The sequence below is a fragment of the Paludifilum halophilum genome (assembly GCF_002245355.1).
GTDB lineage: Bacteria > Bacillota > Bacilli > Thermoactinomycetales > DSM-45169 > Paludifilum > Paludifilum halophilum.
Genome location: NZ_NOWF01000003.1, coordinates 208,157 through 232,291, shown reverse-complemented (window position 1 = coordinate 232,291; position 24,135 = coordinate 208,157). Strand labels below are relative to the sequence as shown.

The 24,135-nt window shown below is 53.1% G+C and carries 23 protein-coding genes, 1 pseudogene and 1 riboswitch; of the genes and pseudogenes, 14 read left to right on the top strand and 10 right to left on the bottom strand.

Features of this window, described 5'->3' with window-relative positions; all coding sequences use genetic code 11:
• Positions 1-59: 59 nt before the first annotated feature.
• From CHM34_RS06305 to CHM34_RS06285, 5 genes are read right to left on the bottom strand one after another with little or no spacing between them, the layout of a single operon-like run.
• On the bottom strand, positions 60-527 hold the full coding sequence (locus CHM34_RS06305) for a GNAT family N-acetyltransferase (RefSeq protein ID WP_094263744.1): 468 nt from the start codon (positions 525-527) through the stop codon (positions 60-62).
• A complete protein-coding gene (locus CHM34_RS06300) occupies positions 524-1,858 on the bottom strand; it encodes a YheC/YheD family endospore coat-associated protein (protein ID WP_094263743.1) in 1,335 nt (444 codons plus the stop codon). The genes CHM34_RS06305 and CHM34_RS06300 overlap by 4 nt, the downstream gene beginning before the upstream one ends.
• Positions 1,859-1,874: 16 nt before the next feature.
• Complete coding sequence (locus CHM34_RS06295; RefSeq protein WP_094263742.1) at positions 1,875-3,257, bottom strand: YheC/YheD family endospore coat-associated protein; 1,383 nt, start codon at positions 3,255-3,257, stop codon at positions 1,875-1,877.
• Entirely contained in the window at positions 3,254-4,375 is a 1,122-nt protein-coding gene (locus tag CHM34_RS06290; protein ID WP_169713624.1) for a YheC/YheD family endospore coat-associated protein, read from the bottom strand. The genes CHM34_RS06295 and CHM34_RS06290 overlap by 4 nt, the downstream gene beginning before the upstream one ends.
• On the bottom strand, positions 4,372-5,805 hold the full coding sequence (locus CHM34_RS06285) for a YheC/YheD family endospore coat-associated protein (protein WP_094263740.1): 1,434 nt from the start codon (positions 5,803-5,805) through the stop codon (positions 4,372-4,374). The genes CHM34_RS06290 and CHM34_RS06285 overlap by 4 nt, the downstream gene beginning before the upstream one ends.
• A 183-nt stretch (positions 5,806-5,988) precedes the next feature.
• On the opposite strand from CHM34_RS06285, the gene CHM34_RS06280 reads away from it, so the two are divergent.
• The 6 genes and pseudogenes from CHM34_RS06280 to CHM34_RS06245 all read left to right on the top strand — a co-directional run bounded on the left by CHM34_RS06280 (position 5,989) and on the right by CHM34_RS06245 (position 10,176).
• A complete protein-coding gene (locus CHM34_RS06280) occupies positions 5,989-6,339 on the top strand; it encodes a YlbF/YmcA family competence regulator (protein ID WP_094263739.1) in 351 nt (116 codons plus the stop codon).
• 72 nt (positions 6,340-6,411) lie between these two features.
• Positions 6,412-7,101: a metal-dependent hydrolase gene (locus tag CHM34_RS06275; RefSeq protein WP_240511904.1), complete on the top strand. Its 690-nt coding sequence runs from the start codon at positions 6,412-6,414 to the stop codon at positions 7,099-7,101.
• 132 nt (positions 7,102-7,233) lie between these two features.
• Complete coding sequence (locus CHM34_RS06270) at positions 7,234-7,737, top strand: RNA-guided endonuclease InsQ/TnpB family protein (protein ID WP_169713623.1); 504 nt, start codon at positions 7,234-7,236, stop codon at positions 7,735-7,737.
• A gap of 51 nt (positions 7,738-7,788) precedes the next feature.
• Positions 7,789-8,097 (top strand): annotated as a pseudogene (locus CHM34_RS20345) (RNA-guided endonuclease InsQ/TnpB family protein).
• 300 nt (positions 8,098-8,397) lie between these two features.
• Positions 8,398-8,685 carry a hypothetical protein gene (locus CHM34_RS06255; protein WP_094263734.1) on the top strand — a complete coding sequence of 96 codons (288 nt, stop codon included), beginning with the start codon at positions 8,398-8,400 and terminating at the stop codon, positions 8,683-8,685.
• A gap of 177 nt (positions 8,686-8,862) precedes the next feature.
• On the top strand, positions 8,863-10,176 hold the full coding sequence (locus CHM34_RS06245; protein WP_094263732.1) for a DRTGG domain-containing protein: 1,314 nt from the start codon (positions 8,863-8,865) through the stop codon (positions 10,174-10,176).
• 50 nt (positions 10,177-10,226) lie between these two features.
• On the opposite strand, the gene CHM34_RS06240 is transcribed toward CHM34_RS06245, so the two are convergent.
• On the bottom strand, positions 10,227-11,111 hold the full coding sequence (locus CHM34_RS06240) for a glycine betaine ABC transporter substrate-binding protein (protein WP_094263731.1): 885 nt from the start codon (positions 11,109-11,111) through the stop codon (positions 10,227-10,229).
• A gap of 380 nt (positions 11,112-11,491) precedes the next feature.
• Between CHM34_RS06240 and CHM34_RS06235 the strand changes: the two genes are divergently transcribed.
• On the top strand, positions 11,492-12,706 hold the full coding sequence (locus CHM34_RS06235; protein WP_094263730.1) for a quaternary amine ABC transporter ATP-binding protein: 1,215 nt from the start codon (positions 11,492-11,494) through the stop codon (positions 12,704-12,706).
• Positions 12,693-14,399: an ABC transporter permease/substrate binding protein gene (locus CHM34_RS19960; RefSeq protein WP_094263729.1), complete on the top strand. Its 1,707-nt coding sequence runs from the start codon at positions 12,693-12,695 to the stop codon at positions 14,397-14,399. Before CHM34_RS06235 ends, CHM34_RS19960 begins: the two co-directional genes overlap by 14 nt.
• 72 nt (positions 14,400-14,471) lie before the next feature.
• Here CHM34_RS19960 and CHM34_RS06225 read toward each other — a convergent pair whose 3' ends face one another.
• The 4 genes from CHM34_RS06225 to CHM34_RS06210 form a co-directional block, all read right to left on the bottom strand.
• On the bottom strand, positions 14,472-14,768 hold the full coding sequence (locus CHM34_RS06225; protein ID WP_094263728.1) for a YtpI family protein: 297 nt from the start codon (positions 14,766-14,768) through the stop codon (positions 14,472-14,474).
• Between the two features lie 73 nt (positions 14,769-14,841).
• Positions 14,842-15,078, bottom strand: a complete 237-nt coding sequence (locus tag CHM34_RS06220) for a YtzJ family protein (protein ID WP_094263727.1) — start codon at positions 15,076-15,078, stop codon at positions 14,842-14,844.
• Positions 15,079-15,131: 53 nt separating this feature from the next.
• Positions 15,132-15,656, bottom strand: coding sequence for a sporulation membrane protein YtrI (locus tag CHM34_RS06215; RefSeq protein WP_094263726.1), 525 nt, complete (start codon positions 15,654-15,656; stop codon positions 15,132-15,134).
• A gap of 1 nt (position 15,657) precedes the next feature.
• On the bottom strand, positions 15,658-15,984 hold the full coding sequence (locus tag CHM34_RS06210) for a YtrH family sporulation protein (protein ID WP_094263725.1): 327 nt from the start codon (positions 15,982-15,984) through the stop codon (positions 15,658-15,660).
• A gap of 159 nt (positions 15,985-16,143) precedes the next feature.
• Here CHM34_RS06210 and CHM34_RS06205 point away from each other — a divergent pair, with 159 nt between their 5' ends.
• The 6 genes from CHM34_RS06205 to cysP all read left to right on the top strand — a co-directional run bounded on the left by CHM34_RS06205 (position 16,144) and on the right by cysP (position 24,128).
• Positions 16,144-19,575 carry a DNA polymerase III subunit alpha gene (locus CHM34_RS06205; RefSeq protein ID WP_240511902.1) on the top strand — a complete coding sequence of 1,144 codons (3,432 nt, stop codon included), beginning with the start codon at positions 16,144-16,146 and terminating at the stop codon, positions 19,573-19,575.
• A gap of 52 nt (positions 19,576-19,627) precedes the next feature.
• Positions 19,628-20,146, top strand: a complete 519-nt coding sequence (locus CHM34_RS06200) for a phosphatidylglycerophosphatase A family protein (RefSeq protein WP_094263723.1) — start codon at positions 19,628-19,630, stop codon at positions 20,144-20,146.
• 570 nt (positions 20,147-20,716) lie between these two features.
• Entirely contained in the window at positions 20,717-21,730 is a 1,014-nt protein-coding gene (locus CHM34_RS06195) for a methyltransferase domain-containing protein (protein WP_169713621.1), read from the top strand.
• A 143-nt stretch (positions 21,731-21,873) separates the two neighbouring features.
• A riboswitch (SAM riboswitch) is annotated at positions 21,874-21,987 on the top strand.
• Between the two features lie 101 nt (positions 21,988-22,088).
• Complete coding sequence (locus CHM34_RS06190; protein WP_276207687.1) at positions 22,089-22,214, top strand: YezD family protein; 126 nt, start codon at positions 22,089-22,091, stop codon at positions 22,212-22,214.
• A 99-nt stretch (positions 22,215-22,313) separates the two neighbouring features.
• On the top strand, positions 22,314-23,033 hold the full coding sequence (locus CHM34_RS06185) for a phosphoadenylyl-sulfate reductase (protein WP_240511901.1): 720 nt from the start codon (positions 22,314-22,316) through the stop codon (positions 23,031-23,033).
• 15 nt (positions 23,034-23,048) lie between these two features.
• On the top strand, positions 23,049-24,128 hold the full coding sequence (gene cysP, locus CHM34_RS06180; RefSeq protein WP_206093754.1) for a sulfate permease: 1,080 nt from the start codon (positions 23,049-23,051) through the stop codon (positions 24,126-24,128).
• Positions 24,129-24,135 lie beyond the last annotated feature (7 nt).

The following is a 24,135-nucleotide window of genomic DNA, read 5'->3' as shown; positions in this document are numbered from 1 at the left end:
AAGGAAAATATGGGCGATTCCAAGAAAAATCCCCCCGTTAAAGTCGGAGGGATGATTCATCAGACGGCTTTTTCTTTAAACTCAGCGGGATTCCATTCGCCTCCGCCGAAGCAAAGTGTGGGCTTTCCTGTGGGCCCCTTGATGAGATGGAAGGCCACCAGTCCTGCCGAGAAGCACAGCTTCAGGCTGGGGAGGTTGTCGCAGGCCACCCGGGTATAAATTTTATCCATTTCATCCAAGGCGGCCTGGAGGAGGGTTTCCGCCACTCCTTTTTTGCGGTAGGAGGGATGCACAACGATGAAAGACTCCTCCAGCCCATACCGGCCGAACAGGATGAAACCGATCAACCGCCGTCCGTCGACAGCTGTGGCCATCCAAGTTCCTTCGGGAAAAGGGCCGGATTTCAGGGTTTTCAGCCAGCGCAGGGCGCGGTGGGTGATCCGTTGATCTCCGTATTTTTTGGCGAACTGGAGGATGGATGGACGGAGGCGTTTCAGTTGGACGGGTGTCAGTACGTAAACATTCATGCCTTGATGCCCTCTCTTCGGTGAAGTGGGTGAAAACCGCTCAAATATAAGAAATAATGGATCAGTTTTTTAAGAGAACGTTCTCGGATATCCGGTTCATCAAATTTCATCGGTTTGGCATTGGCTTCGAAAAACCAAAGGCGCCCGCTTCGATCGATACCCATATCCATGGACATTTCCCCCAGGTTATGTCCGTACTGTTGTTCAATATAGGCCGCCAGCCGGATCCCGGTCTCCCCGATTTGCTTGATTCGTTCCCCGGCTCGGTCGCCGAAGGTGTCCTGCATGACGGAGAGGGGATTTTCAATGGACCCGCCTCGAGGAACGTGGGTACTGATGGCGTCTTGTCCCGCCAGCCGGATCCCGATTCCTGTCCGGCTCCACCGCCCGGTTCCGTCCTTTTGCAGGAGCAGGCGAAGATCGAAGGGGCGTTGGCGGTAGCGGGCCAAAGGAATACCCTGCTGGAGGACATACCGTTGAGAATGTGTCAGCGAGGTGAGTCGGCGAAACAGTTCTTGTCTGGAGGAAACGCGGATTCGCTGATTTTTCGCCGCTGTTTGATGAACGATTTCAAAGGCATCTTTTTCTCGGGTGACCCGGATCATTCCGTCTCCGGCTTTTCCGTCGGCGGGTTTCAAATACAGTGTTTCATGTTTTTCCAGCATTTCTCGGAAAGAGTGAATGTCGCCCCACTGTTCGGTTTCCGGAAGCATTTTCCTGAAATTCGGTGAACGTTGCAAATACAGGGAGATGGTCCATTTGTCAAAAAATCCGGGGTTAAACAGGTGTATTCGAGGTGAGGAGATGAACTGTCGCAGGACTTCTCTTTCCACATGCCGCTGTTCGATACGGCGGGTGGGAATCCGGTTGTAGACCACATCCGGCATCGGAAGAGTGGCGGATAGCCAGCGCTTCTTCCGATTTCTTGTATCGAGCAGCCACCCCCGTACAGATCCGCTGCTCCCGGAGCGGACCCCTTCCGGTGTCAGGATAAATACCGTGACACCCATCTGGTGGCCGGTCAGGATCAAGTCGATGAAATTTTGACGATTCCCGCGAAAACCATCCGGAGAGGATGAAGTGAGAATAGCGACAAAGGGACCGGCTTTTACCTCTCCGCGGGCTGTCTGTATCAGGCGTACCGGCAAGAAACGGGGAGAAGAGGGTCCCGATGCGGGAGATTGAATGCGGATCTTTTTTTTCATGCGGGTTCCCAGCATCATAGTCAGAAATGAAGGATAATCTTTTCGTTGAATCCGGGGATGGGGGGTGAATACCATCGGAGCCGTCCTTTCTCGGACGGCCAGCCAGCCCGCTTTGGGGTAAGGCATCTGGACAACTCCTCTCTCAGACAAATTGAGCTAAATTTAAGCTGTATTCAGTGATGTAGCGCGCCGACTGCTTTCCGGCGTGCCGCAGGGAAGGGTGAAGGAAGATGTGTCGACCGGGTTTTGAATTCACTTCAAAGAGCCAAACTTTTCGATGGCGGTCGACGCCGATATCCAATCCCAATTCTCCCAGAGGCCCCTGAATCTCCCCCTCCAGAGCGACGGCAATCCGGGTGGCGGCATCCCCGATTCGTTCTTCCATGTCCTTTTCCTCGCCGGGGAAAATATTTTGAAGGAGTTCCTGTGCGGATAAGAGGGAACCACCCGTGCGGCCGTGGGTGGTTACACTGCCGACGCCGGCCACTTTGGCTCCGATACCGACGACTTTCCAATGCCCCCGCATATCCTTGTGCATGTGAACGCGAAAATCGACAGGGCGTCCCCGGTATTTGGCCAATCGGATCCCCTGTTGCACCAGGTAACGGGGAATCCGGGTTAACCGGTGTCCGAAATGATGGTGGAACATGGTCTCCAGACTGTGAAATCGGCGGAGGATGTTACGATCCCCGTCCCGGAACCGGCAAAAATATCCCCCACGAGGATGGCGGGTGATCCGAAAAATTCCCAGTCCCAAGCTCCCGGCGCTGGGTTTCAAGTAAACCATTTGGTGACGATCGAGCATATTGCGAATCGTCTCCATAGTGGGTGAAGGAAAGGTTTCCGGGATATGGCCGGAAGTGAGGGGGTGATTGTATAACAGTTCGTGAATCGACCACTTATTGAAAAATCCTTGATTAAAGATTTTGGTTCGTACGATGTTTTTTAAACGGGATCGACACTCCTGAACCTGAGGGAGTGACTCCGCTTTTCGGTTAGGTACCCGTTCGTAGACGACGTCCGGCAGAGGGGCCGTGAGGCGGACCCACCGGAATTTTCCGTTGGAGCTTCGGATATAAAACCAACCGGAAGTCACCCGGTGTGTCCAGTCCACCATCTCCGGGGTAAATACGTAAAAAAAGGGCTTATCCTCGTGGGCAGCCAGTAAAAAGCTCCGGAAAAGGTTGGATCGGAGTCCGAAGGGAGCCGAGGAAGAAGCGGTGTATCCGGTGGTCAGAATGGCGAAGACAGGACCCAGGCGAAGTTCTTTTTGATGAAAGGAGGCTCTCACCTCCTTGAAATAAGGGATCGCCAGTTGCCGGGCAATGGAACGGGGAAAAAAGATGGCCCGATCTTGACGGCGAACCCCTATTACACGGGCGATCAGTGTCTTGTTTCCCACAGTGACTTTGATCGACTGGCCCTGCTGGCATTCCCATTCCCGCATCAGGGTTTGGGTGAGCAAGACCGCTTGAGCGGGGGCCGGTGAAGTCAGTGGGTGTATTTTACAGGTGATGGATTTCATACAGACCCTCCTACGAGCCCGTTTAACAGGGTTCGGGCGTATTGCATCGGCAGTTGAATCGACCGCCGCCTCACATCGGTTTCGCGGGTGAGAAGAAAGACGGTTCGCCCCGGCTTGGAATTGACCTCCAGCAACCAAACCCGGCCTTGACGGTCGATTCCGATGTCCAGCCCCAGTTCCGCCAGTCGGCCGTGCTCCTTTTCAATCTGACGCGGCACTTGTTCTGCCAACCAACGGATGGATCTCAGAATCCCCGACAGCCGTCTGCCTGGGAAGTGGGCGGTTAAAAAGGGGATGGCGCGTTCTGCCTTTCCTCCGCCGTGGATGTTGGAGGTCAGCGAGTGGGTTTTACCTGTGCGGACGGCCATCCCTGTAGTGACCCATCGATGGTCCTCTCCTTTTTGTACCAGGATGCGCAAATCGAAAGGGCGGCCATCTTCGGTCTGGAGTCCCAGGTAGGGTTGGATCAGGTAACGGGCGGATCCGGTAAAGCGAAGGATCCAATCCCGAAGGGCGCGCTCTGTTTTGAGACGAATGTGAAATCCCCGGTTATTCCGGGTTCTCCCCTGCACCCGATAAGACCGGCCCGGTTCTGCGAAGATGGCGGCGACCCCCCGGCCGTGACTGCCTCCGTTGGGTTTGATCAGGATGCTTCCGGAAAGGTTTAAGGCGGACTTCAGATCTTCGGGAGATCGATAAAGAAGGGTTCGGGGCAAGTAGGGGCGGATGGCTGCGTTTTTCTCCAACATTTCCTGGGTTTGAAGCTTGCCGCCTAGGGGGCGTCCCAAAAGTTGAACGTCGGAATCTTGGGCCAATTGAGTGACATAAGGTTTATAGGTACGATAATGGCGGCTGTCCCGGTAGTAACACCGGTCATAGACCAGAGGGGGGATCGCCTGGGACCTGTTTCCCCACTTTCCGCTGTTCAGGTCCCAAAACCACGCGGATACGGTTCGTCGCCGCCAATCGATATCCTTCGGCGAAAATACGATGAGGCGAATCCCCATCGCCCGCCCTTCCCGGGTCAGTTGTTTCAAGTAGACAGTTTCTTGGAAGGGGGGAGTCCCCTGTTCTTTACAGGCGATCACCCCCAGGGTTTTTGGGGTCGGATCCTTCATCGTGTTTTCCTCCCGGAACGGTTGGACTTCGGGGTCATCTTCCTTCGGTGGAAGCGGATATGAGGGGACCATCCTGAAATGTGAAGCGTGTAATCAATCAGTCGGGTAACGGAAGGGCGTGCTGTCAGAGTAGGTGTTGTGATGGTATCGTCGGTTTTGGAGGGTTTGGAGTTGAGTTCGATCAACCACAGCCGTCCCCGTCTATCCAGAACCAGATCGATTCCCAGTTCGGCGAAATGGCCCTGGGCTAGACGTTCAAAGGTGTGGGCGATCGCCAAGGCGGTTTGGCGGAGTTTATCGAGGCTGGGCTTGTATGTGAAGGTCCGGATTTCCGCCAGCACCTCTCCCGCTTTGCGAATGGTTCCGCCTCGGGCCAAATTGGAAACGATGTGCTGACTGTTGGCGATACGGCCCACAGCGGAGGTGACGGACCACTTGCCCTTGCCGTCTTTCTGCACCAATACCCGAAAATCGACGGGCCTGCCGTCAACGGTGACCAAATCCAGCCCTTGTTGAATGATGTAGCGGGAGCCGGCCAACCGTCGGGAAAGGCGCCGCAATGTGTCTTTCAGACTCGAAAAAATTCGGGTGACCGTTCCCGCCGCTTCAGAGTACTGGCAGATCAAATGTCCTTCCTGTCGGGTGATTCGAATGATTCCCTGCCCCAGACTCCCATTGGTCGGTTTTAGGTAAATGGTCCGGTAACGCTCCAGCATCGGTTTGAGTCGGGCTGCTTGGTAAGCGTGGGTTTCCGGCAGCATCCGCCGCATCCCTTCGTCCTTGACCAGCATGTCGTGAACCTGCTGTTTGTTGAGAAACGTTTCATTGAAGACGGGAATCCGGTAAGTATGGCGAAGAGTGTCCAGTTTTCGCTGTAGTTCAGTTCTGTTCTCCAGGCGACGGGAAGTGATCCGATTGTAGATGACATCTGGAAGCGGAGCGTCGGAGAGGACCCATTTTTTATTTTCATAGATCCAACCGCGGAGAGACTTGGAAGAGAGATCGATTTGCTCTGGAGAGAATACCGTTAAGTAGACGCCCTTTGTGCTGCAGCATTGAACACATTCTTCCAGAAAGCGACTCATCGCACCGAAGGGTTGGGTTTCGTTCCCTTCCACATCCCGGTTCATCAGAATTCCCAGGAGGGGGCCGAAATGAATACGTCGGGAGGGGGGATCGTAATGGGCGTTTAACGTTTTCTGGCCGGAAATTTTCAACCGGGAGGCTAGTCGGGTGCTCAGTCGAATCAGCGGTGTGCGATTTTGAATCGGGACGATGAATGCAGTGTCAGTGGCTGAACCGAAGGTGACCCAGACGGGATGCTGTGGAAGATGAAGCCGTTTGATCAGGGACTGGCTCATAATCATATTGGCTTGAGGGGGAAAGTATCGTTCGGATATGATCTGGATCACCACGCGTGCATACCCCATGTCGATCCCCTTCCGCGAAAAGATACTAATTCATGGTATGTAGGCATGTATTTTCCGGTGAATAAAAGGGGCTCGGTGAAGGAATCGCCCTTTTCCCAAAATCACGGAGGAACGGGGAGGTTATTTCATTGGCGGCGTGGTATAACCATGGGTGGAATGCCCTATAAAGAGGAGGAATGATCCATGAATCCTTATGACAAGGCCCATGAATTGGCCCGCGCGATTCGCGCTTCCGGTGAGTTCCAGGAGTTGAAGAGAACCTTGGAACAGGCGGAACAGGATCAAACGGGCAGTAAGCTGCTGGACCGATTTCGACAGCTTCAAATGGAATACCAACAGCTTCAGATGAAGGGGGAAGAACCACCCCGGGAGACGGTTCGGGAACTGGATGATTTACTGCAGAAAATCGGAGAAAAGGCAGAGCTTCGCCGTGTGCTGGAGGCGGAAAACCGTTTCGGAACCCTGATGGGGGATATCAATCGCATTGTGACCGAACCGGTGGAGGAGTTTTATAAATCCCGTTGGAAGAAATGACTCCACCGTCTTGATTCACCCCCCTTTTTAAAGGGAAAATGGATGAAGAGGTCTGCTATGGAGGGATGCAGGTTGCACATTCAATTTCACGGACAAAGCTGTTTCGAAATTCATCATGAAGGAACCCGATTGATCATCGATCCTTTTTTGAAAGGAAATCCGAAAGCCAAATCCAAACCGGAAGATATCAAAACGGACTATATTTTGCTCACTCACGGCCACGGGGATCATGTGGGGGATACGGTGGAAATCGCCAAGCGGAATGGCGCCACGGTGATCGCTCCCTTTGAATTGGCCAATTGGATCGGTTGGCAGGGGGTGGATGTTCATCCGATGCACATCGGAGGAGCTCACTCCTTCGACTTCGGTCGGGTGAAGCTGACCCCGGCTTTCCACGGGTCCGGGTTTATCGATGAAGAAAACAAGGAAATCATCTATCTCGGGATGCCTGCGGGTATTTTGCTCATGCTCGGAGAGAAAACGATCTACCACGCCGGAGATACGGCTCTTTTCTCCGATATGAAACTGATCGGGATGAAAAGCGGGGTGGATCTGGCTTTCCTGCCCATCGGCGACAACTTTACCATGGGTCCGGAGGATGCTTTGTTGGCGGCCGAGTGGGTAGGAGCAAACACGGTTATCCCCATGCATTACAATACATTTCCCCTGATCGAGCAGGACGGTGAAGACTTTGTCCGCCGGCTGAAAGAGAAAGGGATCGACGGGGTGGCCCTTGAGGTCGGAAACCGCATTGAATTTTAGGATATGCGAGCGGGAATCCTCCCCATTTTAATGGGGTAGATGAAAGCGAGCGTCGGACGAGGGGGGTGTTAACCCCCTCGCAAGTCCGACAATGTCGGTAGACAATCAGACCATATGTCGAGGGGAAATCGCGTGAAATATAGCCAACTCCCGCTATTTTCGCTGGACAAAGCATACCAAGCTTTTTACAGGCGTGTACAGAATGGAGGGAAAACCGGATTTCCCCGGTTTAAAGGGGAGAGCCGTTACCGTAGCTTTACTGATCCGCAAAGCGGATTCTCCGTGGAGGGGAAATATTTGAAGCTGTCCAAAATCGGGGAGGTTCGAATCCGCCTGCACTGCCAGATCGCCGGAACCATCAAGACCTGTTCCATCGTCAAGAAAAACGGGAGGTACTACGCTTGCCTCGCCGTGGGGCAAGCTCTTAAACCTTTACCGAAAACGGGGAAAGAAGTCGGTGTGGATTTGAGAATCAAGCCCTTGGCCGTGACATCCGATGAGCAGTTCTTTGCTTCTCCCCACCACTTGCGAAGATCGGAACACAGACTCAAACAGCTGCAACGGCTCGTATCCAAAAGGAAAAAAGGTTCCCACCGTAGGAAAAAAAGCGATCCGTCTCCTTGCCCGAATGCATGAGGAAATCGCCAATCAACGGAGGATTACACGCATCGGATCAGTCATCAGCTGGTGAAGCGATCCGATTTGATTGCGTTTGAAGATCTGAACGTGCAAGGAATGGTAAAGAATCATCACCTGGCGAAAAGCATCGTCGATGCTGGGTGGAGGCAACTGGTACAATACACGACTTACAAGGCTGAAAGTGCTGGTAAGCGTGTGGTCCAAGTCAACCCCCATCGAACCAGCTAACGATGCGCCAGCTGTGGTGAAATCGTTAAAAAAACATTGGCCGAACGGGTCCATCGTTGCCCTTTTTGTGGCTATGAACAGGATCGGGATGTCAATGCGGCCATCAACATTCTGCAACTCGCAAGATAAAAAGCCTCTTAAAACTCAATCAGGCCAGGAACTGGCCTTCGTGGAGAGTGCGGCAGAGTCGGCTCGATGAAACGAGAAGCTCGCCCTTTCAATGGCGAGAGGTTCACAAAAAGAGTCGATAAGAAACTGTAATTCCGATGTAACTTTGTTGTAATATCAAAGTTTTAAAATAACAATAGGATGAAAACCCCCTATTTAGAGACGGTGATGGACCACCGCCTCTTTTTTTTGTGCATATTTTTCGGCTTGTACCATAAAAGTGGAAATAGAAGGGCTTTTGCGGAAGGAGGGGAAGACCGGTTGCTGTCCGGAAAACACGGAATCGCCCTTGTGGTGGCTTTGACTTTATTGATTTTTGCCGTCCCCCGACTTCCCATGACCTGGGAGGTGGATCTGGCCACCGGTTTTAGTGTTGCATGGCTGATTTTCGCTTACCTGGTGATCTCCGCCAATTGGCGAATGGTTCTTCAGGTGGACCGGGAGCGGCGGGTCCGGGATGAGCAAGCCCGGAGAAGGCGTTGGCTTTCTGCCCAGAAAAAAGGAACAGCGGTCCGATCCTATGGAAAGGGGTCCAGGCGGTCGTTTTGATGGGTGGCATTAGCGACAAAAAAATAAAGAGAGAATGCGTAAAGGAGCACGATTGTCGGATCGGTGATCGCTCTGCAGGGAGGGTTTTCCTCCCTTTTCTTTTGGTGCGGAACCCATTCGTCGTGTATAATGTGGAAGAAAACGGTTTGAGAATTTGCAGGAAAGAAGTGAGAGAACGTGGCCACGAAGCATGAGAAAATACTCGAATATATCGAGGGATTGGATATCGGCCACAAGATTTCGGTTCGTTCCATTGCCCGGGAGATGGGTGTGAGTGAGGGTACAGCGTACCGGGCGATCAAGGAAGCGGAGACCCAGGGTCTGGTCTCGACCGTGGAGCGGGTGGGGACGGTTCGGATTGAGAAGAAGCACCGTTCGGAGATTGAGCGTCTCACCTTCGCCGAGGTGGTCAATATTGTGGACGGGCAGGTCCTCGGGGGGCGCACCGGCCTTCACAAAACCCTGAACCGTTTTGTCATCGGGGCGATGAAGCTGGAGGCGATGATGCGTTATGTGGAACCCGGTCATCTCCTCATTGTCGGCAACCGGGACAATGCCCATCGGATTTCTCTGGAACGGGGAGCGGCGGTGTTGATTACCGGAGGGTTCGATGCTACGGAAGAAGTGAAGGCCTTGGCGGACCGGCTGGAACTGCCGGTGATCTCTTGTACATACGATACTTTTACTGTGGCGGCGATGATTAACCGTGCCATCTATGACCGCCTGATCAAAAAAGAGATCCTCTTGGTGGAGGACATGCTTTCCCCGGACCAGCCGCCGGTCTTTTTAACCCTGGACGATCCGATCAGCCGCTTTCACCAGTCGGTTCGGGAGACGAGTCACAGCCGGTATCCGGTGGTGGATGGGAACGGAAGATTGTATGGGATGATTACCGCCAAGGATGTGGTGGGACACAGTTCCGGCGAACGGGTGGAACGGGTGATGACGAAAAACCCGATCACGGTCACTCCGAAGACATCCCTCGCGGCCGCGGCCCACGAAATGGTGTGGGAAGGGATTGAACTGCTGCCGGTGGTCAACAGCCAACATCAACTCCTGGGTGTGATCAGCCGGCAGGATGTGATCAAATCCCTTCAGTATATGCAAAAGCAACCCCAGGTGGGAGAGACGATCAATGATTTGGTTTTCCGCGGCTTCCAGGAGGTGCGGGATAAAGACGGGTCCATCGCCTTCAAAGGCTTTGTCACTCCGCAGATGACCGATCCCCTCGGCAACCTGAGTACCGGTGTTTTGACCTCCCTTCTCACCGAGGCGGCTTATCGGATGCTGCGGCGACAGCACCGGGGAGACATGGTGGCGGACAATCTCTCCCTTTACATGTTGAAACCGGTTCAATTGGAACGGGAAGTGCTCATCTCCCCTCGGATCATCGACCGGGGGCGGAAAGTGGGCAAAGTAGACGTAGAAGTGGTTCATGAGGGGCAAATCGTGGCTAAAGCGCTGGTAACCGCACAACTGATCGAACGATGAGCATGGATGATTATGATGATGAAAAACTCCGGCCGCGGCCGGAGTTTGCTTTATTCTTGCAACCATTGATCCACTAAATCCCTGTTTTCTTCAATCCACTTTATCGTTCCTTTTTCGGGATCGCTCTCTTCGATGGCGAGGATCAGCTCACCCAGAGAATCGTCATCCATTTTCCAGCGGTCCATCCACCGGACAATTTCCGGATGATCGTTTTTAAACCCGTTACGGGTCGCGTAATAGATGGTGTCTCCTTCTCCATATACCTTTTTATCATCCTTCAGGTATTTGAGATCGTACTTTTTGAAAGCCCAGTGGGGGTTCCAAAGAGTGACCACCAGGGGTTTTTTGTTTTTATATGCCTTGTCCAGTTCGCTGAGCATGGCCGGTTCGGAACTCTCAATCAGGTTGTAGTCCAGGCGGTATTCCTTAATCGCTTTTTCCGACAAACGCATCAGACTGGCTCCGGCGTCAATCCCCACGATGGAGGGCTCTCCGTTCCGGATGAATTGATCTTCGTTTTGCTTGAGGTCTTCGATCGTATCGATATTTTCCATGTACTCCGGTACAACCAGACCCAGTCCGGTTCCTTCATACCAGGCGTCGTGCAATTCTATCTGCTTTTTATATTTTTTGTAATAAGGTTTGTCCGTATGGGGAAGCCAAGCTTCCGTCAACATATCGACACTTCCATCGGCCACTCCCGCCCAGACCGGCGCTTTTTCTGTCTGAATCAGTTGTACACGGTACCCTTTTTCCTCCAGCAGTTGTTTCCAGAGGTGGGAGACGGCGATATTTTCGGCCCAGTTATTGTGGGCGATCTTGATATTGCCTTCGCTCCCCGGGACCGTTCCGGCCGTTCCCCCGGTCAGATACGAAGTGGCAATTACCAAAGCGGCGATGACGGCGAAAACGATCCATTCTTTACTGCGACTCATCCGAAGTCCACTCCCTGTCATGTTTCTGATGTGTTAAAACTAAGGGAATTCAAGGGGGATGTCAAACGGAAATCTTCTTTTTGGGTGTTGGAGCATTTTGAGGGATGCGGTTCACTCGAAGATTGTCGAAGAGACTCACGGTTCATTTTTAAGCAGAGGTGGCGGTACGGTTTCTGACGGGGGTGGAGTGTCCCGTTTGCCGGTTGGGCTTTTCCTCATCGTATGTTATTTTAGTTGGCGTTGGTGGCAATAACGGTCTTTTTCGATATGTTTTAACGGGGTGCGGGTTTTTATTTTTACATAGGCAGAGAGATACTAATTTTTGTTTATATCCCACCTGCCTCACCGGTACGTAAATTGATGGACGAGGAGGTTATCCATTGGAGAAAATTGAAGTGCGGAATCTCAGCAAGGTTTTCGGACGTCACCCGACTAAAGCGCTGAATATGCTTCGCGAAGGTCAAGGTAAAGCTAAGATCTTCAAGAAGACGGGGATGACGGTCGGTGTCAATCAGGCTTCCTTTACAGTAAAAGAAGGGGAAGTATTCGTCATCATGGGTTTGTCCGGGAGCGGAAAATCCACTCTGGTCCGCCTTTTGAACCGATTGATCGAACCCACCGGCGGCTCGGTATTGGTGGACGGGGACGATGTGACAAAGATGTCTCCCGACGATTTGAGAGAGATGCGCCGGGCGAAGATGGGAATGGTTTTTCAGCGGTTTGCGTTGTTTCCCCATAAAAGCGTCAGTGAAAATGTAGAATACGGACTGGAAGTGCAGGGTGTTCCTCGCAATGAGCGCAGGGAAAAAGCGATGGAAGCCCTGGGTCTGGTCGGGTTGAAGGAGCAAGCCGACCAATCCCCGGATCAGCTCTCTGGCGGCATGCAGCAGCGGGTGGGGCTGGCCCGGGCCTTGGCCACCGATCCGGACATCTTGCTGATGGATGAGGCTTTCAGTGCTTTGGATCCCTTGATCCGAAAGGATATGCAGGACGAGATGCTGGACTTGCAGTCCACCATGGAGAAGACCATCATTTTTATCACTCACGATCTGGATGAAGCCCTGCGGATCGGGGATCGTATCGCTCTGATGAGGGATGGAGCCATCGTTCAGATTGGAACGCCGGAGGAAATCTTGACTGATCCGGCCAACGAATACGTGGAGAAATTTGTGGAAGATGTCAATCTGACCAAGGTGTTGACCGCCAGTTCCATTATGAAGCGGCCGGAGGAACTCGTTTTGGGCAAAGACGGACCGCGAGTCGCCCTGAAACGGATGAAGCAAAAAGGTTTGTCCGGCCTGATGGTGGTGGGTCGGAACCGGAAACTGATCGGTTTCCTGACTGTGGACGCGGCACGGGAGCTGTTGGAACAGGAGCAGGATGCAAAAAGTATGGAGGATGTATTGATTACGGATCTGTTAACCGTTCATGTTGATACACCGGTCAATGAGCTGTTGCCGCAAATGGCGGAAAACCAATTCGCCCAACCGGCGGCAGTTGTCGATGATGAGGATAAATTGCGGGGCGTGGTGGTGCGGGGTGCCATCTTCGCGACACTCGCCGGAAACGGGGTGAAGCACGATGAATCTACCTAAGATCCCGTTAGACCGTTGGGTGGACGGGCTGGTAAGGTGGCTTCAGGAAAACCTGGCTCTACTGTTCGCTTTCATCTCCGCGATTATTGAGCCTCTCGTGGCTTTTTTCCAGTCGGTGTTAACCTCGGCGCCCCCGGCGATCATTGCGGTCGCCATCGCCACACTCGCGTTAATCGCCAGCCGGTTATCTATTGCTTTGTTTACTTTGTTCGGTCTTCTTCTGATCGATAACCTCGGGTATTGGGGTGAAAGTGCCGAGACCATCTCCCTGGTTTTAACCGCGACGACCATTTCCGTTGTGATCGGGGTTCCGGTGGGTATTTTGGCGGCGCGCAGCTTGAAAATGCAGCGTATGATCACCCCGATCCTGGATTTCATGCAGACGATGCCCGCGTTCGTCTATCTGATCCCGGCGGTCTTTTTCTTCGCCCTCGGCGCGGTACCGGGAATTATCGCCTCTGTGATTTTCGCCATGCCGCCGACGATTCGCCTGACCAGTCTGGGAATCCGACAAGTGGCGGAGGATCTGATCGAAGCGGCGGACGCCTTCGGTTCCACTTCCGGTCAGAAATTGCTCAAAGTACAGCTTCCCTTGGCCAAATCGACCATCCTGGCGGGGATCAACCAGACGATCATGCTTTCACTGTCCATGGTTGTCATCGCGTCCATGATCGGTGCCGGAGGATTGGGTACGGTTGTTTTGCAGGCGATCACCCGCCTGGAAGTAGGAAAAGGGTTTGAGGGTGGTCTCGGGATTGTGATTATCGCCATTATCCTGGACCGGATCACCCAGAGTTTAGGTCGGGATCCGGAAGGTCCCAAGCGGAGGAACAGAGGGATTCGCTCCCGCTGGCAGGGCTTGCTGGCTCTGTTGATTATCTTCGCCCTGGTAATCGGCGGTGTTTTGGCTCAACAGGAGTCCGACAAAAAGACGGTCACCTTGTCCTACGTCAACTGGGATTCGGAAGTGGCCAGCACCAATGTGTTGAAAAAGGTGTTGGAGGATGAAGGATTCCGGGTGGAAATGCAGGAAGTGGACGTGGGACCGATGTTTGCCGGCGTTGCCAGCGGTTCCGCCGACGGAACCGTGGCTGCATGGCTTCCTGTACAGCACCAATCCTATATGGAAAAATATAAAGACCAGGTGGCGGATCTGGGGCCCAATCTGAAAGGAACCAAACTGGGTCTGGTGGTCCCCGAATATGTGGAAGCGGACTCCGTGGCCGATCTGAGGAAAGACGCGGAGAAATTCGACAATCAGATCATCGGAATCGAAGCCGGTGCCAATATGATGAACCAGACGGAAAAGTTGATCGAGGATTACGATTTAGATATGGAGTTGATGGAGAGTTCCAGTGCCGGGATGGCCGCTACTCTCTCCAAGAAGTATAAAGCAAAAGAACCTGTCGTTGTCACTGGTTGGAAGCCCCACTGGAAATTCGCCCGGTTTGATTTGAAATTCCTGGACGATCCAAAGGAAGAATACGGCCAGGAAGAGGAAATTCATACGATTGTCCGGAAGGGGCTAAAGGAGGAAAAACCGGAGGCTTACCGGATTATGGACCAATTTTACTGGACACCTGAAGACATGGAAGAAGTGATGCTGATGATCCAGAACGGAGACGAGCCTGAAGAGGCTGCCGCCAAATGGGTGGAGGAACATCCGGAAAAAGTGAAAAAATGGACGGAATAAAAGGAGTCCATTCAAAAACCACTCGTACATTCATCGATGGCGAGTGGTTTTTTTGTATGGAATATTTCATCCTCACGATTTTGTTTCTTCCCGTTGTAAATGTTTGATGAAGCGCCATCCGAAGGCCAGATTGTAGACTCCCAAGGCAGCGACGAGCAGGGGAAGGAACAGCCAGATAGGGGAGCCGGACAGGTGAACACCCTGCATCAAAGCGATAAAAATAAAGAGGATCCCCATATGGATGTTCATACGGGCCTGATGTTTTTGCTGTTCCCTTCCTCGGGAACGCTGCCGTTTTATACTGTGGGAAAACGTTTGGATCGCCGTGTAGATAATACCGGCGGTCAACAGAATAAGAACCACTTTCATCCCAATCCTCCTCTCGGGAACGGTAAACAGGGAACGCGCCCCCCGCCGCCAGGCGAGAGGCGCGTCTGTAGAATTACCTGGGAGACTCCGTGGATCCGTCCGGGGGGTACGGCGGGTGCATCGAGTCTTCTTCGTTTTCGGGAATAAACCAGCATCCGATCGGGGTTCGGTCGATGTGAACGGAAAGGTCCATCTCGTCCAGTTTCTTCTCGATCATTTGGGACACTTCCCGGGTCTCCGCATAAGCGGAATACCCGCGTTTCAGTTTCTCCACCTTTGCTCTTGCCAATTGTCTACGGCTGATAATCAAAGGTATCCCCCCCCTTTCCAGATTATGATACCACGAAACGGGAAAAATTGCGATTATCGGGAGCGGAAGGACACATCTTTGTCGGAAACTTCTCGGGCGTTTACCCAGATTTTCAGCTGCGAATCGATAAAAGCGATGTATTTTAATTGGAGTTGGATCATCGCTTTTTTATTTTTGTCGGGAAGCTGAATCGTTCGTTCCTTTAACATGGTATCCAACACCGAGGGATCGTTACTGACCCAGTGAATCGATTTTCCGATGAAGGGCTCCAGGATCGAACGGACCTTTTCTTTAATCTCCTCTTCGTGGAACGGTTCGTCGGTTTCCACTTCCACCTGCACCTTTTGGATTTGTTCGGAGTTTGCCCGCTGACGGGCATCCTGTTCCGCGTGTTTGTCCAGTTCCCCCCGGATTTGTTGCAGTTCCTTGTTTTTTTGATTGTTAGAGTAATACAGGGTGTCCCGTTCCAGGTAGAGGCTGTCCAGTTTTTGACCATAGAGGAGGGTCATCAGGGCGGCTCCCGCAATCGTTCCGAATAAAAAAGAAACCATCAACCGGAGGTGGCGGTGACGCTTCATGTCACAATTCCCCTTGGATAAACCAACGGATGAGAACGGTTCCTGTATGGGCGCCGAAAAAAGCGCTCAGGATGAAGACCAGCTGTTGGGCCACTTGGTTGAGCTGGCCGCCTAGGATATTGACTTCGAAGGAGCGGATCGTATCGAAAGTTCCACCCAGAGCGGCGACGAGAGCCCATATTTTCAGCTGTTCGGATAGCTGTTCCATGGAGTTCATCGGGGGCGTGTTCCCCAGGAAAGCACCGATCCCGCCCAGCAAAGCCCCACCTAAAACCACGCCCAGTGCGATAAAGTAGTTTAATACGGTGGTGGACCAGAACTCCCCCATGTGAGACCGCCTCCTTCGAAAAAGATTGGCTAATGCATCCCTATGTGGAACAAGCGTATTTTATGAGGACGAGTCAACCGGAAGGATGGCGTCAGCTCTTTCAGGAGACCGGTTTTTTCCATGGCGATTATATGTTCGCATTTTGCAGGATACGGTATAATGAAGAGGAAACGAAAGGCGACAGGTGGTACCATGAGGAAAAATTCCTTTGTTCATTTACACGTTCATACTGAATACAGCCTGTTGGACGGTGCGGCCCGAATCGAGGAACTGGTGAAGGAAGCGAAGCGTTCCGGCTTTGACGCTCTGTCCATCACCGACCACGGAGTGATGTACGGAGTGGTTCCTTTCTATAAGGCTTGCCGCAGGGAGGGGATTCGTCCGATCATCGGATGTGAAGTCTATCTTACAGCCGGTCGGATGGAGGAGAGACTTCCTCCCCGGGAAAACCGGATCTATCATTTGCTCCTGTTGGCGGAGACAGATGAAGGTTATCGCAATCTGATGAAGCTGACTTCCCAGGCTCATCTGAAGGGATTCCATTACAAACCGAGAGTGGACAAGGAGTTGCTGCGCTGTCACAGCCGGGGATTGATCGCCACCAGCGCCTGTTTGGCCGGGGAAATTCCCCAGGCGATTTTGGAAGATCAGGTGTCCAGGGCGAGACGTTTGGCTGAGGAATACCGGGAGATCTTCGGGGAGGGGAATTTCTTTCTGGAATTGCAGGATCACGGTCTTCCGGAACAACAAAAAGTGAACCGGCAGTTGGCCGCTTTTTCCGAAGAACTCGGTTTGCCGTTGGTGGTCACCAATGATCTGCATTATGTGAACCGGGAAGACGCTGGGGTTCACGATTGTCTCCTCTGTATCGGAACCAACCGTCAACTGGAGGAAGAGGACCGGTTCAAATTTCCCGGAGACCAGTTTTACCTGAAGAGCGCCGGGGAGATGGAGCGTCTTTTTGCCCATCTTCCGGAAGCGGTGGAAAACACTCGCCGCATCGCCGACCGTTGCCGGGTGGAGATTCCCCTGGGGGGACGCCTGCTGCCGGAGTTTCCGGTTCCCGAGGGGCACACGGCGGCCACGTATCTGCGGCAGTTGTGCCAAAAAGGAGCGGAAAAACGTTACGGCTCTCCGTCTCGGGAAGTCGTGGAGCGGTTGGAATACGAGTTGTCGGTGATTGAAGGGATGGGTTTTTCCGACTATTTTCTGATCGTCTGGGATTTCATCCGCTTTGCCCGGAAAAACGGGATCGCCACCGGCCCGGGTCGGGGTTCCGCCGCCGGAAGCCTCGTCGCTTACACCCTTTACATCACGGATATCGATCCGATCCGGTATCAGTTGTTATTCGAACGGTTTCTCAATCCGGAACGGGTCAATTTGCCGGATATCGATATCGACTTCAACTATGAGCGGCGGGATGAGGTGATCGACTATGTTACCCGAAAGTACGGTTCTCATCGGGTGGCCCAGATCATCACCTTCGGGACGATGGCCCCTCGGGCCGCTGTCCGAGATGTCGGCCGGGTGATGGGACTTCCCTATGCCGAGGTGGATCAGACAGCCAAGCGGATCCCCGCCGGTCCGGGAAAGACCTTGGATCAAGTGATGACGCCGGATTCCGATCTGGACAAATGGACTCGTGAAAACCCCCGGATCTCTCAGCTGATGGAAACGGTGGCCAAGGTAGAAGGAATGCCCCGGCACGCTTCCACCCATGCCGCCGGGGTGGTGATCTCCAAAGGGGATTTGACGGATCACGTTCCGCTGGAGCAGGGTACGGACGGAATCAGTCTGACTCAATATCCGATGGAGGCGTTAGAGGATCTCGGACTGTTAAAGGCGGATTTTCTGGGCTTGCGCAATCTGACGGTGATCGAGCGGACGATTCACTCGGTTCAGCGGACGGAAGGGTATCGGATCGATTTCGACGGTTCGGAATATGATGATCCTGCCACCTACGCTCTGTTGTCCAGGGGGGAGACCACCGGTGTCTTCCAGATGGAATCAGCAGGGATGAGAAAGGTACTCCGAAAATTGAAACCCTCTCGCTTTGAGGATATCATTGCGGTTCTCGCCTTGTACCGTCCGGGGCCGATGGAGCAGATCCCCCGCTTTATCAGGGCCAAGCACGGACAGGAGGTGGTGGAGTATCCTCACCCCGACCTGGAACCGATTCTGAAGGATACGTACGGGATTATCGTCTATCAGGAGCAAATTATGCAGATTGCCAACCGGATGGCCGGATTTAGTCTGGGTCAGGCGGACCTGTTGCGCCGGGCCGTTTCCAAAAAAAAGCGGGAGTGGCTGGATAGGCAGCGGGAGGCTTTTGTTTCCGGGTGTATCGGACAGGGATACGATGAGGAGACGGGGAACCGCCTGTACGATCTGATCCTTCGCTTTGCCGATTACGGTTTCAACCGGAGCCATTCCGCCGCTTATGCGGTATTGGCTTACCAAACGGCTTATCTGAAAGCGAACGTTCCCCTTTATTTCATGTCCGCTCTTCTGACCACTGTGATGGGCAGTCACGGCAAGACGGCGGAGTATATTGAGGATTGTCGACGGATGGGGATCGATGTGCTTCCTCCCGATGTCAATCGGAGTGAGCGATCTTTCTCTGTCAAAGACGGAGCCATCCGTATGGGATTGGCCGCCGTTAAAAACGTCGGAACCCACGCGATCACCGCCATCATCGAGAAACGTCGCCGGAAACCGTTCGGAGATTTGTTCGATTTTTGCATGCGGGTCGATCTGAAAACCTGCAACCGGCGGGTGATTGAATCTTTGATCCAGTGTGGGGCAATGGACAGTCTGCCCGGACATCGTGCGGGGAACCTGGCCAAACTGGATGAGGCCATGGAAAAGGGGGAAGACTACCAACGCCGCCGATCGGAAGATCAGCTGCAACTTTTTGATGAGGCGGCGAATACCTCCTCGGAAACCCGCTTTTCCTATGACGGGGTGAAACCCTTCAGTTCCCGGGAGCAATTGGAGCTGGAGCGGGAATTGCTGGGTCTCTATCTTTCTGGACATCCGCTGGACGCCTTCCGGGAAACGATCCGGATTCATACCAGCCATACCCTGGAGGAGATGGACCGGTGCCGAGAAGAGGAGCGCATCTCTGTCGGCGGCTTGATCCGGGAGGTGAAGGCGATCACGACCCGCCGGGGAGAGCCGATGGCTTTCGTCACCCTGGAGGATCGGTCGCGGCAGGTGGAGGTGGTGGTCTTTCCCCGGACCCTGCGCCAATACCGTCCTCTGTTACAGACGGACCGGGCGGTGAAAGTATCCGGGAAAGTCAACCATCACGAAAAGGGGGTTAAAATCCTGGCAGATACGGTGGAGGATCTCAAGCGGGAATCCCGGGCTTATATCCGTATTCCCCCCCACCGGGAAGGAAAGGAGATCCTGGAGCGGTTGAAACGGGTTCTCCTTACCCATCGAGGTTCGACGCCTGTCGTTCTCTATTACGAGAAAAATCAGCGGGTTCTTTCTCTGCCTGTGGCCAAATACGGGATTCAACCCTCCCGGGAATGTCAACGTCAGGTGGAGGACATCCTAGGTAGGCACTCCTTTCGCACTCGCTGACCGCGGTCGGCATAGGATGTTGGACGAAACGTTTGGAAGAGGGTGATACCCTTTGTTTTACCGTCATGTCCTTCACCTGCTCAAAAAACGGGGCGTCACCCTGGAATCGATGGCCGATCTTGTCTATGATTTGCAGCGTCCCTATCATGATCGATTGACTCAAAAGGATTGCCTGGAGAGCGTAGACCAGGTCCTGAAAAAAAGAGAAGTACAGCATGCTGTGATTACCGGAGTCGCCCTGGATGATTTGGCGGAAAAGGGGAAACTGCCGATACCCTTGCAACAGATAATGGAAGTGGATGAACCTCTGTACGGGGTGGACGAAATTTTGGCATTGAGCATCACCAACGTCTATGGAACAATCGGACTGACCAGTTTCGGCTATCTGGACAAGACGAAACAGGGTGTCATCCAACATTTGAACAATCATAACGGTCGGATCCATGTCTTTTTGGACGATCTCGTGGCGGGGATCGCCGCCGCCGCCTCCGCCCGCATCGCCCATGATCACCCGGATATGGAGCGGTACCGGGCGGATCTGGAACGACACGAAAAGGGAACGATGGAATAAAGGGAAGAAGATGATGATATCCGAGGGCCGGGTTTTCCCCGGCTTTTTTTATGGCTGATCATCGAACAGCTCGAATGGAAAGATTTAAAATGAAGGGAAGAGTGTTATAAAATACAACCAACATAAAATCAATGGAGGTAACCGATCGCGATGAAGATGGCCGTGTTCTTAGCAGATGGTTCAGTGATATGAAACGGAATACATCCATGCACAAAATCAAGGCTTTTGATGGGAAATCGGTTTTCAGTCCGATGGGTTTTCCTGTGCCTTCTTTTTGTGTATCCATCTGTCATGAACAAGCACGGTCAATCGGTTGCTTCAAAATGAAGGTTGCTCAGGACGGTAGATGAACCGGATAACTGGAAATGGGAGAGTCGTGGTCGGCTATAGCGACTCGTACTCCCCTGAGTACAACCGGGCGGAGCGCGGTTGAATACGATTCCCGACCCAATGATGGTTCATCCACCTTTAGTGGCCTTGATTTTGGATCAAAAACCGTGAATGGATTTGTTCATTTGCGGTTTTTTGTATGTTTCAACCGGTTTTCCGATGATGGAGGAGGAAACCGACATGCACCATCCATATCTGGCTACCGTCCTTCCGGGATTGGAAAATGTTTTAATCGATGAAATGAAGGTCAAAATTCCCGAAGCCCGAGTCCAGTTGACCGAGCGGGGGAAAGTCTATTTTAAGTCTTGCCTGCCCTTGGCTTCCCATTTGCAATTAAGGACGGCCGATCATTTATACCGATTCATTGACCGGTTTTCTGTAGGGCCCCATAAGCGTCATTTACCGAAATTGGAAAAACAAATCTCGGAATATGACCTTTCATTCGCGGAATCGGTGGGTGGGCCGGATCGAAGCTATGTCGTTCATGCCAGTCGAAGAGGAAAGCATACGTATAGTCGGTTCGAGGCCGCGGAAGCGGCCATGCGGGGGATTGCCAGGCGTTATCCCGGATGGATCAGAGGAAATGCCGACCATCATACATTGGCCTTTCGGCTGGATCTGCAGGGGGAGGATGCTGTGTTTTCCCTTCGGTTGACGGATGCATCCTTTCGGTTTCGCGGTCGTCGTTCGTTTACACCGGCCGCTCTTCGACCAACAATCGCTCATGCCCTGGTCTGGTGTTCGTCGCCGCAGGAGACGGACACTTTTGTCGATCCTTGCTGCGGATCCGGCACGATCCTTCAGGAACGGATGGTGTACCCCTTCTCTGAAATCAGGGGAGGGGACCTTTCCGAAAAAGCGATCCAATCCGCCCGAGCCAATCTAAAGGATGATCACGTTGTTCAGAGATGGAATGCCGGACAGTTGCCATTGGACAGTGGTTATGTGGATCAATTCGTCAGCAATTTGCCCTTTGGCCGCCAAATCGGGAATCGGGCGGATTTGGGGGATCGGTATCGGGAATGGGTTCGAGAAATGTCCAGAGTGCTGAAACCCGGCGGAAACGCGATTCTGTTGACGGAAGAGGGAGATTTGCTCTCCCGTGCCGCCGATCAATGCTCCCTCCATTGCCGTGAACGGATGCGACTCCGTTTGAAAGGTCTCCGACCGGCCATCTACCAATTGCAAAAATAGATGGCAAGGAAAGATAAAACCAACCGGGAAATCCGATCATGCCAGACCTTTGATTAAAAACCTGATCAATTATATTAAATCCGATCAAAAAACTTGGTAAAAAGGGTTGACTTTGAAGATGGAAGTCAATATGATGTTATTAAATCTTATCCAGAGCGACGGAGGGAACTGGCCCGATGAAGTCCGGCAACCTGCACTCCGACAATCGTGTAAGGTGCTAACTCCAGCAAAATGGGTACCATTTTGGAAGATAAGGGTTGAGCGGATACGGACCTTGAAGTCTCTCCAAAAATGGGAGGGCTTTTTTGATGCCGGGAGCGAGGGAGGGACTGGCGTGACCCGAAAAAGCGGAGAGTCGCTGGAAGAGATCACGGATCGGATCCGGGAGATGCTGTCCGATATGAAGTACGGATCGATTACGCTGGTCGTTCAGGACGGCAAGGTGATCCAACTGGAGAAAAACGAAAAAGTGAGGCTTCGATAGGATCGCTGACTAGACAAACTAGAGGCGGCCTTTATCCGGCGACGGATGAAGGCCGCTTGTTTTTTGTCCGCGGGCTCGGATGAAAAAGGAGGGAAAGCGGTGGAAAGCCGGTTGACGTATGAGACGTGGGAGCAAAAAAAGCCCAGTTTTCCCATCCATAACGAACACAAGGGAAGCCTGCATGTACTGGAATGGGCTTATGAGCACTATGGAGAGGAACTGGTTTACGCCTGCAGCTTCGGGGCGGAGGGAATGGTGCTGATCGATTTGATTTCCCGGGTCAACCCGGAAGCCAAAGTGATCTTTTTGGATACCGGCCTTCACTTTCAAGAGACCTACGACTTGATCGAAGTGGTGAAAAAACGTTATCCCCGGTTGAACATCGAGAAGCTCCACCCGGAACTGACTGTAGCGGAACAGGCGGATCGATACGGTGATGCTCTTTGGGAAAGGGAGCCCGATCATTGCTGCCGGATGCGGAAAATCGAACCCCTGGAACGGGCGTTGCGGGGGAAGAAGGCTTGGATCTCAGGGTTGCGGAGAGAACAGTCCCCCTCCCGTCAGCGGACTCAGTTCCTCAATAAGGATGAAAGATTTCGTTCTGTCAAAATCTGTCCTCTGATTCATTGGACCTGGGACGATGTTTGGGCGACGATCCGGGAACGGGGACTCCCATACAATCCTTTACATGACCGGGGATATCCCAGCATCGGTTGCGAGAAATGCACCTTGCCGGTCGAGGAGGGCGAGGATTTGCGCGCGGGCCGCTGGGCCGGAACTCAAAAGCGGGAATGCGGCCTTCACACGACGACAAGATAGAGAGAATGTGAAGATATGTTGATTATTTACGCGGGTTACACAGTCGCATTCTTTTTCGCCCTCAACATCGGTGCCAGCGGCGCGGCGGCCACAATGGGGGTCGCATACGGAGCCGGTGCGATTCCGAAGCGGTTCTGGGCCCTTGTATTGAGCGGGATCGGGGTGTTTTTCGGAGCGATTTTGGGGGGCGGGGAGGTCGTAAAAACTATCGGCTCGGAGTTGATTCCCGCCTCGATTGTGGATATCCGGGTTGCCGTGATCATTCTAGCCGCCGCGGGGCTGTCCCTCTTTATCGCCAACCTGTTGGGCATTCCTCTTTCCACCAGCGAAGTGACAGTGGGTGCCGTGGTCGGTGCGGGTCTGGCGTTCCAGGTGATCCTGGCGGGTCAACTGGTTACTGTTCTGCTGTTTTGGCTGATGGTTCCGGTGACGGCTTTTTTCCTCGCCTTGCTTGCGGGAAAGGGGATCGGTTTCGTCGAGAAGCGCGTGAGACCTTTGAGAGATGGAAAGCGACAACGGTGGTTGGCGGTATTGCTGGTGGTGACCGGCTTTCTGGAAGCTATCGCCGCCGGAATGAACAATGTGGCCAACGCCGTCGGTCCCTTGGTGGGCGCCGGATTGCTTTCCGTTTCCGAGGGCGTTTTGTACGGAGGGATCTTTGTCGCTTCGGGAGCGCTTCTTCTGGGAAGGAAAGTGCTGGAGACCAACGGCAAGGGGATTACTCGATTTACCATGTTGGAGGGGAGTGCGATTTCCGGCACCGGAGCCGGCTTGGTGATCGGATCGTCCCTTTTGGGAATTCCGGTACCTCTGACCCAGGTAACCACTTCCGCCATCATCGGCATCGGGACGGCCAAAAAGGGATTTTCCCTGTGGCAGAAGGGCATCATCGCCCAAATGATCAAAGTATGGGCGGTTTCCCCTGTTTTTTCTCTCGTGATCGCCTATGGAATGGTAAAGGTTCTCATTCACGACGATCTCTATTCCGTGGCGGTGGTGGCCAGTGTCTTTCTGGCGACGGTGGGCTCCATCAGTCTGATTCGGTCGGTTCGCCGGGAAAAGCGGTCCCTTCATGAACACGGCGGCGGGATTTGACGGGAAA

Excerpts from the sequence above, each read along its gene's own strand:
- CHM34_RS06290 (WP_169713624.1), bottom strand. The coding sequence starts at position 4,375 with ATGAAGGATCCGACCCCAAAAACCCTGGGGGTGATCGCCTGTAAAGAA.
- CHM34_RS06210 (WP_094263725.1), bottom strand. The coding sequence starts at position 15,984 with ATGGGGGAGTTCTGGTCCACCACCGTATTAAACTACTTTATCGCACTG.
- cysP (WP_206093754.1), top strand. The coding sequence starts at position 23,049 with ATGTTGATTATTTACGCGGGTTACACAGTCGCATTCTTTTTCGCCCTC.
- CHM34_RS06285 (WP_094263740.1), bottom strand. The coding sequence starts at position 5,805 with ATGGGGTATGCACGCGTGGTGATCCAGATCATATCCGAACGATACTTT.
- CHM34_RS19960 (WP_094263729.1), top strand. The coding sequence starts at position 12,693 with ATGAATCTACCTAAGATCCCGTTAGACCGTTGGGTGGACGGGCTGGTA.
- CHM34_RS06300 (WP_094263743.1), bottom strand. The coding sequence starts at position 1,858 with ATGCCTTACCCCAAAGCGGGCTGGCTGGCCGTCCGAGAAAGGACGGCT.
- CHM34_RS06240 (WP_094263731.1), bottom strand. The coding sequence starts at position 11,111 with ATGAGTCGCAGTAAAGAATGGATCGTTTTCGCCGTCATCGCCGCTTTG.
- CHM34_RS06215 (WP_094263726.1), bottom strand. The coding sequence starts at position 15,656 with ATGAAGCGTCACCGCCACCTCCGGTTGATGGTTTCTTTTTTATTCGGA.
- CHM34_RS06305 (WP_094263744.1), bottom strand. The coding sequence starts at position 527 with ATGAATGTTTACGTACTGACACCCGTCCAACTGAAACGCCTCCGTCCA.
- CHM34_RS06225 (WP_094263728.1), bottom strand. The coding sequence starts at position 14,768 with ATGAAAGTGGTTCTTATTCTGTTGACCGCCGGTATTATCTACACGGCG.
- CHM34_RS06205 (WP_240511902.1), top strand. The coding sequence starts at position 16,144 with ATGAAGAGGAAACGAAAGGCGACAGGTGGTACCATGAGGAAAAATTCC.
- CHM34_RS06195 (WP_169713621.1), top strand. The coding sequence starts at position 20,717 with ATGCACCATCCATATCTGGCTACCGTCCTTCCGGGATTGGAAAATGTT.
- CHM34_RS06295 (WP_094263742.1), bottom strand. The coding sequence starts at position 3,257 with ATGAAATCCATCACCTGTAAAATACACCCACTGACTTCACCGGCCCCC.
- CHM34_RS06280 (WP_094263739.1), top strand. The coding sequence starts at position 5,989 with ATGAATCCTTATGACAAGGCCCATGAATTGGCCCGCGCGATTCGCGCT.